12 protein-coding genes are annotated in these 16,804 nt (G+C 40.9%); all 12 read right to left on the bottom strand.

Going from position 1 to position 16,804, the window contains the following annotated elements:
• Positions 1-35: 35 nt before the first annotated feature.
• Entirely contained in the window at positions 36-2,165 is a 2,130-nt protein-coding gene (locus tag HC643_RS07635) for a hypothetical protein (RefSeq protein WP_038087449.1), read from the bottom strand.
• Positions 2,166-2,192: 27 nt separating this feature from the next.
• A complete protein-coding gene (locus HC643_RS42365; RefSeq protein ID WP_050046313.1) occupies positions 2,193-3,431 on the bottom strand; it encodes a GAF domain-containing sensor histidine kinase in 1,239 nt (412 codons plus the stop codon).
• Between the two features lie 375 nt (positions 3,432-3,806).
• Complete coding sequence (locus tag HC643_RS07625) at positions 3,807-5,198, bottom strand: UDP-glucose dehydrogenase family protein (protein WP_038087445.1); 1,392 nt, start codon at positions 5,196-5,198, stop codon at positions 3,807-3,809.
• Positions 5,199-5,231: 33 nt separating this feature from the next.
• Positions 5,232-6,182 carry a UDP-glucuronic acid decarboxylase family protein gene (locus HC643_RS07620; protein WP_038087441.1) on the bottom strand — a complete coding sequence of 317 codons (951 nt, stop codon included), beginning with the start codon at positions 6,180-6,182 and terminating at the stop codon, positions 5,232-5,234.
• 59 nt (positions 6,183-6,241) lie between these two features.
• On the bottom strand, positions 6,242-7,276 hold the full coding sequence (locus HC643_RS07615) for a glycosyltransferase family 2 protein (protein WP_038087507.1): 1,035 nt from the start codon (positions 7,274-7,276) through the stop codon (positions 6,242-6,244).
• Positions 7,277-7,359: 83 nt separating this feature from the next.
• A complete protein-coding gene (locus HC643_RS07610; RefSeq protein ID WP_038087438.1) occupies positions 7,360-8,394 on the bottom strand; it encodes a glycosyltransferase family 2 protein in 1,035 nt (344 codons plus the stop codon).
• 348 nt (positions 8,395-8,742) lie between these two features.
• Positions 8,743-9,747: an NAD-dependent epimerase gene (locus HC643_RS07605; RefSeq protein WP_038087435.1), complete on the bottom strand. Its 1,005-nt coding sequence runs from the start codon at positions 9,745-9,747 to the stop codon at positions 8,743-8,745.
• 30 nt (positions 9,748-9,777) lie between these two features.
• Positions 9,778-10,767 carry a glycosyltransferase family 2 protein gene (locus tag HC643_RS07600; RefSeq protein ID WP_038087431.1) on the bottom strand — a complete coding sequence of 330 codons (990 nt, stop codon included), beginning with the start codon at positions 10,765-10,767 and terminating at the stop codon, positions 9,778-9,780.
• Positions 10,768-10,808: 41 nt separating this feature from the next.
• Positions 10,809-12,074, bottom strand: a complete 1,266-nt coding sequence (locus HC643_RS07595) for a lipopolysaccharide biosynthesis protein (RefSeq protein ID WP_038087428.1) — start codon at positions 12,072-12,074, stop codon at positions 10,809-10,811.
• Positions 12,075-12,124: 50 nt separating this feature from the next.
• Entirely contained in the window at positions 12,125-13,417 is a 1,293-nt protein-coding gene (locus tag HC643_RS07590; protein WP_038087425.1) for an O-antigen ligase family protein, read from the bottom strand.
• A gap of 16 nt (positions 13,418-13,433) precedes the next feature.
• A complete protein-coding gene (locus HC643_RS07585; RefSeq protein ID WP_038087423.1) occupies positions 13,434-14,861 on the bottom strand; it encodes a GumC family protein in 1,428 nt (475 codons plus the stop codon).
• A 383-nt stretch (positions 14,862-15,244) separates the two neighbouring features.
• Entirely contained in the window at positions 15,245-16,486 is a 1,242-nt protein-coding gene (locus HC643_RS07580) for a hypothetical protein (RefSeq protein ID WP_038087420.1), read from the bottom strand.
• Positions 16,487-16,804 lie beyond the last annotated feature (318 nt).

The following is a 16,804-nucleotide window of genomic DNA, read 5'->3' as shown; positions in this document are numbered from 1 at the left end:
TACTTTACAAATTTTAGGATAGGCGTTTGTACTGACTATTTTGGTATGCCGTAAAAGACTCCTCTGCCGTTGGTTCCAATAAAAACAAGTCCGAATTGCTGAGTACTTGCTTCCATGACATTAGGGTCATTACCAATGGGTATTTGGGGATCGCCAATACTTATCCATGTTTTTCCATTGTCCAAAGAACGAAAAATTCCTTCACCCAAATCTGAAACTTTTCCATACAGATATAATGCTGCGATTGTACTTCCCGGTTGCGGCTTGCCAAAGGCAAATAAATAAGCTCTCTCTACTCCCGCTATCTTGGCAAATGTTGTACCACCATCTTTCGAGCGATAAAGCCCATTTCGGTTAAGGCTCAGCCACACCTCGCGCTGGTTTCCCGGAACTGTTTTGAGCATAGACCAATCTTCACTTGACAACGATGAATTCACAACACTAAACGATGCACCTCCATCGCTACTGCGGTAAACCTTGCCATCACTGTAGTAGTAAAATGTATTGCTATCGACTTTGTCTGCTGCTAGTGGCTGACCCCAGTACCAAGTCCCTTTGGGTCCGTTAGGTAAGCCCCAGACTCTACTCCATGACACTCCACCATCCGTTGTGCGTAGGGGTTGACCTTCGCTGACGATTGTGACAAACAGATTTGGGTTAGCTGCCGACACAGCTACACGCAGTGGGATTGTGTGTTGTGGAAATGATGAAAACTTTTTCCAAGTGTATCCGCCGTCTGTTGAAGTTGCTCCAGTGTACGTATTGTTCCATCTAGTGCCACCAACGCGCACCATTCGGAGAGGATTGTTTTCACTGTAAGCAATGCTGTATGTATCTTGAAAGCGAGGACTGTTATTGCTACCTAATTTTGTATATGGGTAAGTGTTTAATCCTTGACTGTGATTAAATCCGTCTACATCAGCCATCCCACTCAATAACAAAGACCCCCTAGGAGGTGAAACCAATGCAAAACTAACTAATCCCTCATGCCCTGTTTGAGAGTTTACCCACAAAGATCTTGGTTCGTTAATATTGTTTGTGTGCCATGTTCCATACCAGTCGGTCAGCCAAACTCTGCCAGGAGTTGTTGGATCGAATTCAATTGCTGAAGCCGCTGAGGCAAAATACCAGTCGTACCACCAAGACACTTGCGAGTCCAGATCGTACATCGTTTTTTGCCACTTAGTTCCGCCATTTGTAGATTGAAAGATTCTACAAGAATCATCGATGCGAGAGTACTGGTCATACGCAATTAAAACGCGATCGGGGTTCTTTGGATCTACAGAAATAGCATTGAATTTAGTTTTGGCATCACTTGGCGTAATGTAGCTCCAACCTATATTGGTATATTTGCTAACTCCTAAGTTATGCGTGACATAGAGAAAGCCATTATTAGCCAAAGCCATTCTATTAACGTGAGAGGGGCTTCCCGGTATTCTCTCCCAAGTTACCCCTGTGTCGGTAGATTTGTAAATTCCATCTCCATAAGCATTGGCAAAAACCAAACCGGGCGTGTTTTTATCGAACAGAATACCTGCGATCCCAATATTTGCTTCAGGATTTCCCACAAAAGAACTGACTTGAAACCATGTTGCGCCTCCATCTAATGACTTCCATAACCCGTTCAGCCGAGAACCAAAAAAGATAGTATTAGAATTAAACGGATCGACGACTAGCCTTTCTCCCGTCCACCTTTTAGATTCGTTACCGCCCATTGGCAAATCTATATTCAGTTTGGTCCAGGTTGTTCCGCGATCGCTAGACTTAAAAATTGTTCCCAAGCCAGCTGAAGCATTGGTATATTTGCCAGCCGCAATGTAGACAATATTGGGGTTGTTCGGATCGAGTGCTAGCGCTTCTCCGCCGTAGAAATTGCTTTCGGGAAGCCTAAAATTATCGGTCAATGGAATCCATCTTTTATCTCCAGAATTCCAACGATAAAAGCCTCCTATATCGGTTCTAATATAGACTAAATCCTGCTCGAGGGGATGTATGTAGACACCCGTTACATAACTACCGCCACCTATGGCAACATTGTTCCATTGATAATTTGGTGTAGTGCTACAGCCAGCCTCGAAGGGCATGAGTGCTACAGTAGTTGTTGCTAAGGCGATCGCAGCAACACTAGCAATTGCTCCTAATGAAGCACAGAGACGTTTATTCATCTTAAATTAATTCTGAAATCTAATTAGTTATATAAAGCTGTTTCGTCCTTCCAATCTCGATCTTTCTTCAGTGACAGGCAGAGTAAACCAGAAAGTGCTACCGCCATCAAGATTGCTTTCGACGCCAATGTTACCTCTATGAGCCTCTACAATTTGGCGACACAAGTAAAGCGCAGGACCAGATCTGCTGAGCCGCCCTCGTCCTTGAGTTAGGCGATGGAAAACCCTTTCTCGTTCTTGGGGCGTCATTCCCTGTCCCTTGTCGCGTACTGATATTTTGACTTCGTTCACTCCAAGTGGTACTATGTCAAGGATAACCTGTTTATCTGCAAAGCTTACTTTAATAGCATTATCAAGTAAATTTTCTACCACTCTCTGAATTTCTATCTCATCACCACAAACTATTGGTAATGAAGGAGAGATATTGTAAGTTATCTCGCATTTCTGCTTGGCAATGATATGGCTTTCTGCAATCGCTCCAACAAAGATTTTTTCCCAGTTAAGGATTTCCCAATTAAGGTTTTGAGCAACATTGGTTTTATAGCGAGAAATATCTATAAGAGCTTCTACAAGCTTGAGAAGGTCTTCATTGGTTTGACAATAATCTTCAAGCACATCTCGCAAAAGGTCACTTATGGGACCAAAAGCTCCACCTAGCATAGAACGCAAAATACTGCGAGTGCCCAGTAAAGGAGTACGCAAATCGTGAGAAAAGGCACAGATGAGATCTTCAATCTGCTGCCGATTCAAGGTAGATATACGTGTTAAAATGTCTGTATTGCGCCTTAACTCCAATTGCGCTATAACTTGATGGCTCAAGGCACGTAATGCTTCTACTTGTTCCAAACTTAACTCTCGTGGAACCCGATCGATGACACAAAGTGTTCCCAGTGCATATCCTTCTGGTGTAATCAGAGGAGCACCAGCATAAAACCGAATGTGAGGCGCAGACGTGACCAAAGGATTGGTGGCGAACCGACTGTCAAGCCACGTATCTGGAACAATCAAAATGTCATTTGGCTGCAAAATTGCGTGGGTACAGAATGACACCTTCCTTAAGGTTGAATCAACATCCAATCCTATTTTAGCTTTGAACCACTGCCGATACTCATCAACCAAGGTGATTAAAGCTATGGGAGTGTTACAAATTTGTGCTGCTAAACGGGTGAGGTCATCGAAAGCAACTTCACGGGCAGTGTCCAAAATCTGGTATTGACGGAGGGCTGCGAGTCTCTGCAATTCATTGTAAGGGAGTGTAGATGCCATTTATTTTTTCTAACTACCTCTACTCAGACTTGGAACTTTAACATTTCTTAATTACATACTCATTTTAATTTTCACAGATTACAATATTTCAGTACTTTTAACCTCTATCATAGGTTAGAAAAGTATATTCTTTTGTAAACACACCTCTTTTAAGGATTGTCAGGAAATTAATTATCCCAAGAATGTAGAAGGGGCGTTCTGCCCCCACTACAGAAAATTTGGCATATTTTTCTTGGCAAGCCCCTTGCTAGTTGCAAATACCCTTTCTCACTACTCTTAAAAATCGGGAGTCAGGAAGAGGAATTCTCATGAGAGTTGAAGAAATGTTTTTCTAGAAACAGCCCAAGTGTGAAAAAGTAGAGGCAGATCCGTGTTTTATCGCCCAATTCCTACATAATAGAATCCAGCGAGTTGTAATTCTTGAGGATTGAGGAAGTTACGACCATCAATCATAACAGGGCTGTTCATTAAAGTTGCCATCTTCCGATAGTCCAAATGGCGGAATTGTTGCCAGTCTGTGACCAGTACCAATGCATCGCAACCATCAGCCAAACGTTCTGGATCGGTTTCTACTAGAACGCCTGATAAACCATCACGCAAACCGCTTTGTGAAACAATAGGGTCGTATGCCTTAACTTTAGTGCCCAATCTGTTGAGATTTTCTATCAAGTTTAATGCTGGAGCATCGCGCATATCATCTGTATCGGGCTTAAAGGTCAAACCGAGCAGTCCTACTGTTTTGCCTTTAAGGATTTTTAGAACCTGCTGAAGTTTTTCGATGGCGATCGAGCGCTGACGTTGGTTGATACTTACCGCAGCTTTCAGCAGATGAGCCTCGTAGCCATAGTCATCAGCAGTGTGAATGAGAGCAGAGACATCTTTGGGGAAACAGGAACCACCCCAACCGATACCAGCTTGCAAAAATTTGTGACCGATACGGGAGTCTAAACCAATTCCTTTAGCAACTTGGGTGACATCAGCCCCAACGCGATCGCAAATATTAGCAACTTCATTAATAAAGCTAATCTTAGTTGCCAAAAATGCATTAGCAGCGTATTTGATCATCTCAGCAGAACTGAGGTCAGTCACAACGACAGGTACTGATGGTAAAGATGGGTCAGTCGCAAACTTTCGTTCCACAATGGGGGCGTACAGTTCCTTCATCATGGCGATCGCTTTCGGGCTATTGCTACCCAATACAATTCGATCGGGATTAAAGGTATCATACACGGCTGACCCTTCGCGCAAAAACTCTGGATTGCTAACTACGTCAAACAAGGGTAGCTTCTCCACAACCGCCTGACTACTACCAGTACCACCTGCTGCAACCAGTACCTTTTGACGTTCTGCAATGCCATCAAGTACAATCATCCGCACCCAGTCACCAGAGCCAATGGGTACTGTAGATTTATTGACGATGACTTTATAGCCTCCGTTCAAATGCGCCCCAATTCCTCGAGCAACAGCTTCTACATAACGAGTATCGCTTTCGCCTGTAGGTAAAGGAGGTGTCCCTACCGCAATAAACAGAATTTCACCATGAGTGACTCCTGCACTCATATCCGTAGTGAATTCAATGTTTCCAGACTGAATGGCTGATTGCATAATTTCCGATAGACCGGGCTCGAAAATTGGTGCTTGACCAGCCTTCATTAATTTAACTTTTTCTTCGTTGTTATCTACACAGATGACATGATGACCAATATGTGCCAAGCAAGCACCTGTTACCAAACCTACGTATCCAGTACCAATAACACAAACGCGCATATTCTTTGTTCCTCTAAATTTTTATTTCACTTACTAACTGACCGCAGACATTTTCTTCTCAGTTATGCGATCCCGGAAATTTTCTACTGTTAGTTTTAACCCTTCTTTCAAAGGAACATGAGGTTCCCAGTTGAGGTAAGTCCTGGCTCGTGTAATATCTGGGCGGCGGCGGCGCGGATCGTCTTGAGGCAGTGGTTTAAAGTTAATCTGTGCTTTGGGATTTACTAACTCTTGAACAGCAGTAGCCAATTCTAAAATGGTGTATTCTTCTGGATTTCCTAAATTAATAGGACCAATGCGATCGCCATTCATCAGCCGTATTAGCCCTTCTACTAAGTCTGAAACATAGCAAAAACTGCGGGTTTGCGAACCATCACCATACACGGTTAAAGGTATGTCCCGCAATGCTTGAGTAACAAAATTGCTAACCACTCGACCATCGTTTTCCAGCATTCTCGGACCATAGGTATTGAAGATCCGGGCAACCCGAATTGCGACATCATTTTGTCGGTGATAGTCAAAAGCGAGAGTTTCAGCAATCCGTTTGCCTTCGTCGTAGCAAGAGCGAATTCCAATTGAATTGACGTTACCCCAGTACTCTTCTGATTGGGGATGAACTTCTGGATCGCCGTACACTTCTGATGTTGATGCTAAGAGAAATCGGGCTTTCACACGCTTGGCCAGCCCTAGCATGTTTAATGTCCCCATCACGTTGGTTTTAACAGTCTTGACTGGGTTGTACTGGTAGTGTACCGGAGAAGCAGGACACGCTAGGTGATAAATTTGATCGACTTCTAACCGAATTGGTTCAGTGATATCATGACGGATAAGTTCAAAGTATGGATGCTCCATCCACTTCAGGATATTCTCCTTATGACCAGTGTAGAAGTTATCCAAGCAAATCACTTCGTGTCCCTCTACCATCAATCGGTCGATAAGATGGGAACCAATAAATCCAGCACCGCCAGTTACTAATATTCTCATAAAAACCTTGAAGGACCTTAAAAAACCCTAGCTTAAAACTGGGAAGAGAAACTCCAGAACTAACTAGACTGCTCTTGCATAATGCGGCGTTTCTGGGTTGCGCCTGTTGTTTTTAAAGCAAGAGATTCAATTTGGCTGTACAGAGACTGAGGCAACAGTAACAAGAAATATGCAGCACCTACAGTCAAAAGCGTTCGACGGGGTTCGTTGAAAAAAATACGCCAGTTGGTTTTCAGAGCCTGATTGACTAGTTTTACTGCCATTGCACTGTCTTGCAGCGTAACTGCCCGGCGGGCTAAATACCTCAACTGATAAGCTCTTGCTAATGTTGCCCATTGGTTAACTATTTCTGGAGCGTATAAACGGGCTCTATTCAGCATCAATTCCCAAGAGTCTAATTGCTTAAGTAAGTTTGCTGAAAGTCCTCCTGAATTTACCCTATATAAGGTCAGGGCTTCAGGAATACCCTCTATTTGTAAATTACTTTTAACAGACATCCGAAACCAACATTCAACATCTGTTGAGTCGCCATTTGTATGGCGCGATCGCTCATCAAAGTAAAAATCCTCAACAGTACCGTAAAGATCGTCTTGGAATTTTATCGCCTCAAAAACTTCTCTGCGAATGACAGCAGCAGAACCATTGCTAATGGGATTTCGGCAAAGGATAATTGCTGAAGTAATGCCCTCAATTTGAGGCATTTGATAAATACCCAAGGGCTTGCCATTGTCATCGATAAATGCAGAACGGCTAAAGCTGACCCCTACGTTAGGTGAATTATTTAAATGTTGAACATGTTTTTCTAATTTTTCTGGTAGCCAAAGGTCGTCAGCATCTAGAAGTGTCAAATAATCTCCTTTGGCATGGCGAATACCAGTATTTCTTGCACCTGGTAAGCCACGATTTGTTTGACGAATAATCCTAATTCTGGGATCTGCGAATTGCTGACAAATTTCTATACTTCTATCAGGAGAACCATCGTCAATAATGAGAATTTCAATATTTTTATAAGTTTGGTCAAGAGCAGATTGTACTGTAGCAGCAATATATTTTTCAGCTTTATATACTGGTATGATAACAGAGACAGTTTTCATTTGAACAATCACCTTATTCTGTAGTAGAACGATATGGGTAAGAATTTCAGGTATGTAGAGACCAACACTCATGAGTCTTTACATTAGGTTGTAGATCGGGAAGGACTTTCAAGAATGTATCGTCTTTGGAGCGTTCCTGTAATTTTTGCTACAACCTTCTCTATATTGGTGTAAGCAGATGGGGGTAGGAGCCAAAGCAAATAAGCTGCTACGAAAGTCATAAATGTAGGACGTGGTTCTTCAACCAAGATGCGCCAGTGAGTCGCTAGCGCCCGATTAATTAATTTCACAGCTACAACTCCTTCTGCTTGCAGTCGTACTGCTCTACGAGCTAAATGCCGCATTTGATAAGCTCTAGATTGATTTGCTCGCTGTGCCATCAATTCGGGCGCGTAGGAGCTTACTCGCTCAATCACCTTTTCCCAAGCTTCTATTTTCTTAAACCAGTTGCATGAAAGTGTTCCATCAATGACTCGGTAAAGCGTTAGAGCTTCAGGAATCCCCTCAATTTGCCAAGGAGTCTGAAGCGCTATACGTAGCAGAAGTTCCATGTCCTGTGACATACGAAAGCGTTCTTCAAAGTAGAAGTCTTCTACAAAACCATGAATGTTATCCTGAAACTTAATACTTTCAAACACTTCTCGTCGATAGACTCCAGCAGAGCCATTTCCAACCGGATCGTGGCAAAGTAAATAAGGTGGAGTAATTCCACTCAGTTTGGGCAAATGGTAAGTTCCTAAAGGTTGCCCAACTTCATTGATAAAAGCCGAGAGGCTAAAGCTTACTCCCACATCTGGCGATTTATCAAGATGCTCGATATGTTTTTCTAGCTTTTCTGGTAACCACAAATCGTCAGCATCTATCAAAGCCAGATATTCTCCTTTCGCATGACGAATACCAGTATTTCTAGCTCCAGCTAAACCGCGATTTTCCTGGTGAATAATTTTAATTCTAGAGTCTGTAAACTGTCGGCAAATTTCTATACTGCGGTCTGGGGAACCATCATCAACAATGATAACTTCAAAATTTTTATAAGTTTGTTCCAACACTGACTGCAGTGTAGCAGCTATATATTTTTCTGCTGCGTATACTGGAATAATTACAGAAATTTTTTTCATCTTTAAGACCGACTTTATTTCAGTCACGCTCTTAAGTTGTACTGTTAATAAACTAATCTTTGATATAGCAATGGAAATACTATCTGCTGGCTACAATCTCAATCTTCCGCTGATAGCATTCCATACAGGTGAGAGAACTATCCGTCTGGATATCCGCTTATAACTCTCTTCTCAAACCTCTGTGTGCTATACATCTCTGTGGTTAACAAATTACTTTTGAACCTTTTAGGCGCTGCGATCGCAGAGAAAGAAGTTGAGGCATCGGCTACCCGTATCAAAATTTTATGAGTTACCTTGACAGGGCTAGAAAAGGGATGAAAAAATAAAAGACCAATGACCAAGGATGGTCTAATGAACGCTAGTTAACTGATTTGACGCCATATATTCACGATACCATTTTACAAAATGATGAATACCTTCTTCAATTGAAGTCGTTGGCTTAAATCCCACATCATGGATTAAGTCGTCCACATCAGCGTAGGTAGTCAAAACTTCCCCTGGTTGCATCGGTAAGAAGTTTTTCTTGGCTTCTTTACCCAAAGTCTTTTCAATAACCTTAATAAAAGTCATCAACTCTACTGGTTGATTATTACCAATGTTGTAAAGCTTATAAAGTGCTTGACTACCTTGCACGCTTGCTGTTTGGGGTGGTCTGTGCATTACCCGAAATACTCCCTCAATGATATCATCAATATAAGTAAAATCTCGTTGCATTGTGCCAAAATTGTAGACATCAATAGGCTTACCTCGGTCAATCGCTTGCACGAATTTGAAATATGCCATGTCTGGTCGTCCCCAAGGACCGTAGACTGTGAAAAAACGCAATCCTGTCATGGGTATTTGGTAAAGATGGCTGTAAGTATGTGCCATCAGTTCGTTGGCTTTCTTGGTAGCGGCGTAAAGAGAGACGGGGCGATCGACATTATCGCTGACAGCAAAGGGAACTTTGGTATTTGCACCATACACAGAACTCGAAGAGGCAAACACTAGATGCTGAATTTGACTGTGGCGACATCCTTCTAGAAGATTAATAAAACCTGTGATGTTGCTGTCTACATAAGCCAAGGGGTTTTCGAGTGAGTAGCGTACACCTGCTTGGGCGGCAAGATGGACTATGTAGTCGAAGGAGTAGTTTTGGAAAAGTTGGGTAACGCCAATGCGATCGCTTAAATCCAAAAACTGAAATTTAAACCCTGGGTGAGGAACTAGCCGTTCTAACCGAGCTTTTTTTAGCCTAACATCATAGTAATCATTAAAGTTATCGATACCAAAGACTTCCAGCCCTTCTTGAAGAAGACGTTGTGCTAAGTGATAGCCAATAAATCCAGCAACCCCAGTAACCAGTACTTTCATTGTTAATATTCCTTAAAATTTGCACTCTTTCTAAGATATAGAAGCTTTCTCATCATGAGAGCCTCGAATAGCAGTAGCACTAGCTTTGCTTATTCCTTGGAGAAAGTTGTTAGCAATTTTAGGCGAAACTATTCGTTTCAATAAAAACTTCAACATTAATTTTTGAGTTTTTTTATCCAGTAAAGTCTGTGGATGAGCATGAATTGCCATCATCAACTTCTGACCAGCCTGCTTTACTCCATCGATTCCGGGAACACGTGTTAAGCATAAGTGGGCTGAATATTGATAGGCATTAGCTAAGCTCTGATTTTTGAGCGATTGGAATTCCGGAGGTGCTGCTTGAAATGCTCGCTCGAGAACAATGAGCTTGCATTTTTCCATAAACTCCATCTTAGACGACATCGAGCTTGAAGATTGACGATAAAAAATTTGGGGCTTGGGAACAACAACAAAATGCCAAAGTGCTGCTAATCGCACCCAATAATCCCAATCCGCAGAACCTCCTGCAGGAGGATAAAATTCTCCTACCGACTCAATTGCTTGCTTGCGAATCAGAGGATTTGAGCCACTAGCAAGGAAATTTTTGACTAACAACTTGCTATAAACATTTCCTTCAAAATATATAGGCTCATCTGCATGAAAAGATTTTCCTTGTTCGTCCATAAAGTGAGTCCAGCTATAAGCAACACCTGCTTCTGGACGCTGTTGTAAGGCTGCAAGTTGCAGTTGTAACTTATCTGGTGACCATAAATCGTCAGCATCAAGAAATGCTAGAAATTCTCCAGTGGCGCGAGCCATTCCACGATTGCGAGCGACTGGTAAACCACCATTATCATAAGAAAAAATTTTGAGACGAGAATCTGCGATCGCATTAAGTACTTCTAAAGTCCTGTCGGTTGAACCATCATCAATAACAATTATTTCAAAATCTGAAAAAGTTTGTCGCTGAACTGACTCAATCGTTTGTAAGATAGTATGTTCGGCGTTATAAGCAGGGATGATAACAGATATAGTTGGCACAAAAATTTACCTCTATGTAATAGAACAAGGACAAGACTTCTTCAAACTAGTGAAGGCGATTTTCTAACAAAAACGTATTTGATAGCCCAAATAGTAAACACAGGCATTGCTAACCCATGAGTCATAAGTACTGCTACAGCTACCCAAAAGATTCCCCATTTCACGGCAATCAGTAAAGAAAATGCGAATATTACCGTGAAAATCAGATCCCAGTAAAAGTTGATGTGAGTTTTATCCCTAGCTTGGAGTAGTAAAGAAGCAGCAATAGCAAAAGGACGCGGTAGAGCCGAAAGACATATCAAAACTAAGATAGGAATTGCCGACAACCACTTTTGTCCAAAAACAATTGGTACATAAAATGGGGCTAAACTTGACTGTAGAAAAACGAGTGGAATTACAACTAGAGCAATTGTTTTCAGACCGCTAAAAAATCGTCTTTTAAGTTGTTTGATGTCTTCACGAACTGCACAAAGATGAGGATACATAGCCCAAATAAATGAAGTCATAACATTGAGGCTGATCCCCAGTCCAGCATTAAAGGCGAAATAATAAAGCCCAAGGGCGTCAATACCAAGAAAACGTCCAATCAGTAAATAATCTAAATTACTTCTTAGCTTATTTAATAGTTCACTTCCAAGAACATTTTTAGCAAAATTAGCAATTTCACGCCATCGGTAAAGAGTAAAAGACTTAGTCACTCGCCAAGGATGGTTCCTACGATTGATTGCGACCCAAATAGGAGACGTTAGGACAACTGGTAATACTACAGCCCACATTCCCAGCCCTAGTAATGCCAAACCTATAGTTAAAAGATTGCCAAGTAAAGATTGCGTAACAGTACACAGTGCTAATATGTTGAGTCTGTTTTCTCTCTGAATCAATGCACATTGAATCATGTAAGTTGGCAACATTAAATAAACTGTAGCAACTATACAAATAGGCAATATAACTTGCGTATTTCCGTAAAACCAAGCAATAGGAAAGGCAGCCATACACTGAATGATAAAAAGCGAGCCGCATAAAATCCAATTAAGCCAGTACGCTGTATTGGATAGAACTTCAACATCACTTTCTTCGGCTTGAATAAGTTTAGCTCCAATCCCAGCTTTAAGGCTAAAAACATCTGCAAAATCTTTCGTAGTCAGAACAACTGCTGCCAGACCGTAATCGTAAGGACTTAACAGGCGAGCTAGAGTAACTGTTGTTGCCAAGCGGAAAATGCGATTCGCTAACTCTGCTCCCCCTAGCGAGCTAAAATTTCTAATAAATTGATTGGAGAATTTTTGCTTAAGCTGGCTGATTAACATATTTGTTGTCCTTAGAAGACAATTATATATTTTTCCTGTAAAATTGATTTTTAAACATATGTTTTCTCTGGTGTTCTATCCCAAGGAACATTAGGAGCTTGTACTTCTCCTTTAAGTGCCATTCCCATAACGATTAAACCAGGCCAATATAGATATGCCAAACGCTGTTGGCTATCATTAAAAGTAAAGAGAAATAAAGTTAAAAGAAAAGACAATGCTATCCTAGCAGTTGCGCTTTTATGTGCTTTGATTGCCAAACTGATAATACTCAATACCATTGGTAATAAAAAAGCGATAAAACCAACTAACCCCTTTATAAATAAAAGACCAAACCAGGTATGATGAGAGCCGATGGGCATTGTTGCCACTACTTTAGGACCTGGTACCTCCGGAACTCCATGACCCCATATAGGAGCTTCTTGCCAACGCTCTGAAGCTATTTCAGCTAAAGCTTCATGCACTCGTGAAGAATCTGGTCTGGCATTATGAAACATATCATAAGCATCTCTACCAGCACCAAGAAGTACCGTGCTAAAAATACCTGAGAAAAAGCTAATTAACCCGATCGCAATTGGGGTGACGGCTTTAGTAATTTTTGAGATAAACAAAACTGATACGAAAACTATTGGTATAGCTATAAAAGACAAGCGAGAAACTGACACAACACTCATAGCTAAAGAGCCAATTATACCAATCCTGCGCCACGTTTTGTTAGGCTCTCCGAGAGCAAGGAAGAAGTAGATGTTTCCAATTAAACCTAAAGCAGGTCCCCAAGGAGCAAATAGAAACAGACGTAGCTCATTTGTGCCATACTCAATACTATAAAGATTTACAGTATAAAAAAGATCTCCATTCTGTATTAGTCTTTCGATTGGAGAAGAAAAGAGTACCTCAGGCAACTTTAGTATCCAAGTGAGATAAAAAAAGGGGATTACAATTAAACTTTGAAGACATAATATACAGACTGCTCGATAAATTAATTGTGGTCTAATATTAAGACAACCACTTAGAGGAAATAGTGCTAGCAATGCCCAGTCTGTACCCCAATTTATTAACGATCTAATGGTTTGGTTAGTACCAACATCAGAGTCAATGCAACCTATAATCGTGGCAATTGCTATGACGAAAATACAGACAAGCCAAAGCCATAGTATCCAAGAAACATTAATTTTTTTTTCAATAGGAGTATGCTTTGTTTGGTTCCAAAGTCTCTTGCATAGGTAAAAAAATAGTATCCACCCTAAAACGAAATTTACCGGATATATCAAAGCCAAAAAATAAAATCCATAGGTGCCAATTATAGAATACCAAATCAGACGTTCTTCAAAGTTTTGAGGTTTCATTGTCCATTGTCTTCCTCTATCTATTTACAGTCGTATCAGATATAGAATTTTTGCGCTCGCGCCACCAAAGTAATACGAGTCCAAGAGATACAAAAAAGGAGCCGCCAGCTGAGCCTATTAAAACTAATTTTTCTTTTGGTGAACTTGGAGTATCGGGTAATGTAGGTTGTATAACAATTTGAATGAGTGGATAAGAGCCAAAGGTATTCGACTTGCCAAGATCGAGTTTGGTTAAAGTAGAGGAAAAGACTGCTTCAGCAATTTGCGTATTGCGCTTGAGAGAATCCAAAGTGACTTGCTGCTGTGTTAGAGCCTTAAGTCTACCCTCAAGCTGAGCAATCTGTTGTTCTATTGCTTGAGCTTGGGCTGTGAAACCCTTTTGGTCTGCTTGAACTGTAACAAGTTGTTGGAAAAGAATATCACGAGGAGCGGTGTTACCAGAATTATTACTACTAAGGTTTAATTGCTTTAGGGTTGCTAAACTAACCGATCGCCCCAAAAGAGACTGACCTCGGGCTAGCAAAGCCTCTTGAGCCGCATCTCGCTTGGCTTTCTCGGTAATTAATGTAGGGTGGTTGGGTAAAAATTTGGATTCTAGTACGACCACTGCAGCGCTAGCATCGCTATAGCTTTTTAAGTTCTGTTGAAATATCTGATCCGTTTGAAGGACAAAAGCATCTGAAGCTTGACTTGCAGATAGTTTTAAATTAGCCGATAATTGTGCTAGACGAGTACTAGCCTGTTTCTGTTGGGCTAATATTTCGGCTCGTTGTCTGCGTAGCTGTTCAATATTCTTTGTCAGATCGCTAATTTGATTTTCCGAACTCAAACCCGAACGTGCTTTGTAATCAGAAAGGTTTTTCTGAGCAGATTCCAATTTTTTTTGGGAAGAAGTCAGGGTAGTTTGGTAACCTACATCTCTTTGAATAACTTCTTGAGATCTCAGATCGTTGAGTCTTGCTTGAAAGGCTTGGTAGAAAGCTAAAGATTTATTTTGTGCTTCTTGGGGACTTGTACCTTGGAAATCAATACTCATAATAGAGGTATTGACGATTACCTTAATCCGAGGTTCGCCAAACTCTTCTAAAGACATATTTAGCCGAGCTGCTGCTGCTTGCAATACTGGTTCGCTTTCAGCAATAAATTTATAAATTTCTCGCGGATCCTGAGTGGCAAGTGCAGCGTATGGAGATACATTTTCATAATTAGCTTGACCAATGCCTGGTAAATTGACATTGGTATTCGACCATGCTCCTGGTAAATTAAGAGCTGAAGAACTAGTATAGGTTGGTGGTGTCACCTTTAAATACAGAAAAGCTGAAACCCAAAAGGCTAAGTTAGTTGCTAGACCCAAAAGAAAGTAACGCTGCCAACGCCCTTGGTTCGCTCCTGATTTACGTGACCTGCTGGGGTAACCAGCAGAGATTTCTATAGAATTGGTCATTAACAATCCTCTCTATGGGAAACTAGCACAGATTGCAGCTTCTATAGGGTATTGCGCGATCGCCTGAAAGTACTTTAGGCTCAAGCTTGAGTAACCCGAGACATTTTCTGCAACTCTGAGTACCAGTTTCTTACTTAAACCACAGTAAAAATACTATCAGGTGGTTACGATCGCATTTTTACAGATAGTGTCCTCTGGGGAGCATCAGATTATCCACCTAGCTATCCATGAGAAACGAGAGGATTTAAGACATTTTCAAAAATTGCAGTCTGCATTGCATAAAACCCCAGTTAAGAGGAGTTGTCTCAAGCGTCTCTACATTATTTTTCACTCCTATGTATAACTCGCTTTTGTCTCTCTACAATCGCGTTGACACAACTTCGTTAAACCGAAAAAAGAAAATACTGGGGGTACATTCTCACAATTAAAGATGAGAGATAGAGCAAAACTGCCAACCCCAAAGTTGCCCAAGCCCAGCTTTGCTTTTTCCAAGGGAGTTCCCAATATTTCTCTAAGAGATACAGGAAAAAGAATGTTCCTCCAATACCTTGCAGTTGGGTAATATGCCAAACTGAACCAATAAAGAGCGCTCCAATACCAGAAACAATGGTTAATACTTGCAGTCCTATATAATGCCATAGGTTTTTGTGACCGTGCCACTTTGATGCAAGCACTAACAAACCTGTGAAATATACAAATACACCCATAAACAGTGCCCCAGAGGAGAAAATGTTAAGGTAGGCAATGTCTGTTTGACTTATTTTCAGCCCGACATAAAACACCAACAGCAAGAAAGAAGCGGCGGTTGTCTGAGGAATTACTTTTCTTTCTCTAAAACCAATAAAATACTGTAATGGCATGACTGCTACTGAGAAACCCAAAAATGTCTCTAGAGCAATAACTGCTAAAAATGCGATCGCAATGCTGTTGTAAGCAATTGCTACGGCTGCCCAAATACAGAAAAGAAGAAAAGCATACAGAGAAAACCTATTGATTTTGCTTTCTTCATAAAACTGTTGAAGTGCCTGTTGGTGTAAATATTCACTCAATGTCAATGCTCCAATTAAGCCCATACAACCGGGTAGAGCAATAAATCCAGCGATTTCAGGAGTAAACCATTGACCTCCAACAATCGACGCCAAACAGACACCATAAGTGACAATTTCATAGACTATAGGAGGGATGGCAAAGAGAATGGGTAGCAAATAAAGTGCAAAAAGCCAACCAATTGCGATCGTCAGTAAGATACTAGAGGTGAACCATATAATATTGACAAAAGTGAAAAAGCCAGCAATGTGCTGCTTGATTCCCGATCTTTGAACATCCTGCGGCTCGTTATAATTCTTTAACAAAGCCGTTAATTCCTCTGGCGCTACTGGTGAACCAAGCAGAGTTTCTGCATTTGTTAAGTAATATTTTCTTTGCGAGTTAGCTAAATCAACACTTAAGATACCTCGCGATTGTAGGTCATCAATTGTTGTCAGACTGCATTGAATGCTAGTGAGCTTTTGAGCTTGACTCGAAGTTAAATTGTGAAAATTAGTTTGAGCAAAAGCAGGTAATGGGACTTGTATTGATAATAGAATTATTATACTAATAAGTATACTTAGTAACTTACGTCTCATAAGCCACCCCCGCTTATCCTAGTCTTTCTTGGCTAAAAGGTAGCACAAACAACACAATCTCATGTGTTTATAAGTCCACTGATTGAAGTGTCACACCATCTTGTGAATTTTACAGGTGCGCGATCGCAATTCAAAAAGAACTTCAAGAGTTTGTAGAATTGTCGGCTGATAATAAGTTAAGTACTTTTAAAAAAATAGCATAAATATTAAGATAATAACTCAGTGAAGTAGCTCCAACAAATTCAACCTAAAATACTTTTAGGTGTGTAGTTGCAATGCATCTGCTAAAGTGCCACACAAACATTTTATGTTTTTTCA

It is taken from the genome of Tolypothrix bouteillei VB521301 (assembly GCF_000760695.4).
GTDB classification, from domain to species: domain Bacteria; phylum Cyanobacteriota; class Cyanobacteriia; order Cyanobacteriales; family Nostocaceae; genus Scytonema; species Scytonema bouteillei_A.
The sequence above is the reverse complement of the archived record's forward strand: the minus strand, read 5'-3'. Positions and strand labels throughout refer to the sequence as shown.